Source organism: Aeromonas sp. R1-1 (assembly GCF_040908495.1).
Taxonomy (GTDB): Bacteria; Pseudomonadota; Gammaproteobacteria; order Enterobacterales; family Aeromonadaceae; genus Aeromonas; species Aeromonas veronii.
In genome coordinates, this window is record NZ_JBFODV010000233.1 from 1 (window position 1) to 2,759 (window position 2,759).

Here is a 2,759-nt window from a genome sequence, read left to right on the forward strand (position 1 = left end):
ACAGGTGTTGAAAGGCTGGGGTATCCATGATGGTAGACCTCAAGGTGATGGCCTACTTCAAGATTAGCCTTTCAACACGTAATTGGGACAGAGCTATAGAAAAGGCCCTGCCAATGGCAGGGCCCAGGTTTTTCAAGGATGAACCGAATAAAGCATCAGAAGCGGTAGTCGGCAGTCACTTTGAACTCGGTACCCGGCGATGCGTAACCATAAGCGGGGGCGTAATCACGATCGAACACGTTATCGATACGTCCACCCAAGGTAAATTGCTGAGTCAACTCGTAACTGGCAGCCAGGTTCAACAGCGTATAGGCACTGAGTTCCACCCGCTGGCTAGTCGCCCAGTTGTTGTCATAGCGCTTGCCGACATAGAGCAGCTCAGCAGTCAGTGTTGCTGCATCGAATCGGGTATCTGCAATCCAGCTGCCTTTATGCTCAGCTCTACGCAACAACTGCAAATCCTGGTTACCCGTATCTTTGGCTCGGGTGTAGTCGTAACTTAGACGATGATGCACTGGTCCGGTGTCGATGCCGAACTCCGTTTCCACCCCTTTGATATCTGCAGTGGTATTTTTGGGATTACAGGTGTTGCTCATGCTGGTCAGGCAATAAATCAGATTGTCGATGCGGTTACGATACAGATTCACAGACCAATCCCATACCGAATAGCGACCTGACAGACCCAACTCCAGGTTTTTGCTCTCTTCCGGCTTGAGTGTCGGATTCTCAAACCCAGGATAATAGAGCTGGTTGAAGGTCGGCGCTTTGAAGCCAGTACCGTAGCTCAGCCGGACATTATGGTTCTCATCGATATCCAGCCCGCTGGCGGCAGACCAGGTGTTGTGACGACCATATTGCTGGTTGTCATCGGTACGACCTGACAGCTCCCACAGCAGCGCCTGCCAACGGTAGCTCCCTACGGCAAACAGACCGGTATTGTCGCGGTCGGGGGCATTGAAAGCTTTATTAGACCCTCGAGAATCTGACTTCATCTCCTCACGCTGCCAATCTGCACCGCCTGTCAGGCTGACCCCTTCAATACCACTCCAGCTATTGATCCAGGATAAGCGTGTCAAACCTGTATGAATGGGCTGGCCAGTCTCTTCCCCATTACTCTCCAGCCAGTTCTTAAGCTTGTTCTCACCGTAACTGGCTTCAAATCGACTGATCAGATCCTTACTCTGGAACTTAAGACCACCGTCATATTGGAAAGCCTGAACCCGACTTTGATCTGATGATGGAACGCCGGGCGCAAGCCAGTCTTCACCACCATCTATATCAGTGAGGTTGTTATAACCCTGCGCGTTAATGTCGGCACTCCAAGCATCATTGAAACGGTGATTCAGACCAATCTGGCCATTCAAACCAGCAAACCCATCCCGATCAGGCTGTATAGGGGTAGAGCCATCTTGCGCCTTAATATCAAAACCATCGGTACGTTCGTAGCCGATCAGCATGTTCATATCGGTTTTTTGGCCCAATGACTGAACCGTTCTTAGCTCACCCTGACCATAGCCATGGCTGCCAGCGCCGCCCTTCAAATGTGTCTCACTGCCATTCTTGGCGGATGTTTTGGTGATGAGGTTGATCACCCCGCCGATGGCATCGGAACCATACACCGCCGCGCGTGGGCCACGGATATACTCGATGCGCTCGATATTGCCGAGCGGGATTTGGCTGAGATCGGGCGTGCCCGCCACCATGGCGGCAATCGGGCGACCATTCATCAAGACCAGAGAGTGGTTGGAGTTGGTTCCACGGATAAACAGGCTGCTGATGTGCCCCCGGCCTCCCAGAGTCGCCATCTGCACGCCGGGCAGGGTTTTCAGCAAATCAGGCAAACTCTGCACCTGACGAGATTCGATCTCGGCACGATCGATCACCACAACGGGCGCCAGCACCGAGCTGACCGGTTGTTCCACGCGGTTGGCCGTAATGACCAGAGTTGGATTGATGGGGATGGTAGTTTGGGCAAACGCCGCCGTCGGCAACAGGGCAGCCGCCAGAAATTTCTTCGACATGAGAGATCCTTAAGTTCGCGTAAGTATCTACTTCGTGGCCGGTTTCTCTCGGCCCGAAATACGAACTCTGGCAGGTCTTCGGGCTCGGGGGCTGATAGCCTACGGCGACGGCTTCCCGCCTGACGGCAGTGCCCTGATGTCGCTTCGTTCCCCCTTACCGCTGCGCGCCAGCTCCGGATTCTCACCGGATTCCCTATTAAGCATGATGCGCCAAAGCGGGAGGATTATAGGCAGAGCAAAGCTGGATGTATAGCCATCCAGATTTCTATTTATTGCCAGCCAGCGCCGCCAGCCGCTGCTGGGCCCCCTCCATCACCGCCTGTACCCCGGGATGAGAGAGATGGCGTCCTGCCGAGACCAGATAATAAGAGAGGGTAACGTCGGTGAGGGTCGCAATTCGCTCCACCCCGTAGAGGCGACCAATTTCGTCAGCCATCGCCAGCGGCGCCGGGAAGATCCCCATCCCCGCCTTGCCGAACGACTTCATCAGGGTGGAGTCATCAAACTGCCCCACCAGATGGGGATGAATGCCCTGCTGGCGATACCACTCCAGCAGCCGATCGTGGGTGGCAGACTTCTCTCCGGGAATAAGCAACGGCAACCCCTCCAGCGAGGCGGGAAAACCGTCCCGCGCCCGCGCCGCCAGCTCCGGGCTGGCAAACAGTGCCAGCGGGCTGCGCCCCAGCTCGTGGTTATAGCCACGCACGCCGCTGTCGGGAGGGAGCGGGCGATCGATCA

2 protein-coding genes and 1 riboswitch are annotated in these 2,759 nt (G+C 55.4%); both genes read right to left on the minus strand.

What is annotated here, in order from left to right; translation table 11 throughout:
* Positions 1 to 155: 155 nt before the first annotated feature.
* Entirely contained in the window at positions 156 to 2,021 is a 1,866-nt protein-coding gene (locus AB5Y92_RS15480; RefSeq protein WP_164535767.1) for a TonB-dependent receptor, read from the minus strand.
* Positions 2,022 to 2,072: 51 nt separating this feature from the next.
* Positions 2,073 to 2,251: riboswitch (cobalamin riboswitch) on the minus strand.
* A gap of 35 nt (positions 2,252 to 2,286) precedes the next feature.
* Positions 2,287 to 2,759: LysR substrate-binding domain-containing protein (locus AB5Y92_RS15485; RefSeq protein WP_368227083.1), on the minus strand; the 473-nt coding region annotated here is incomplete at its 5' end.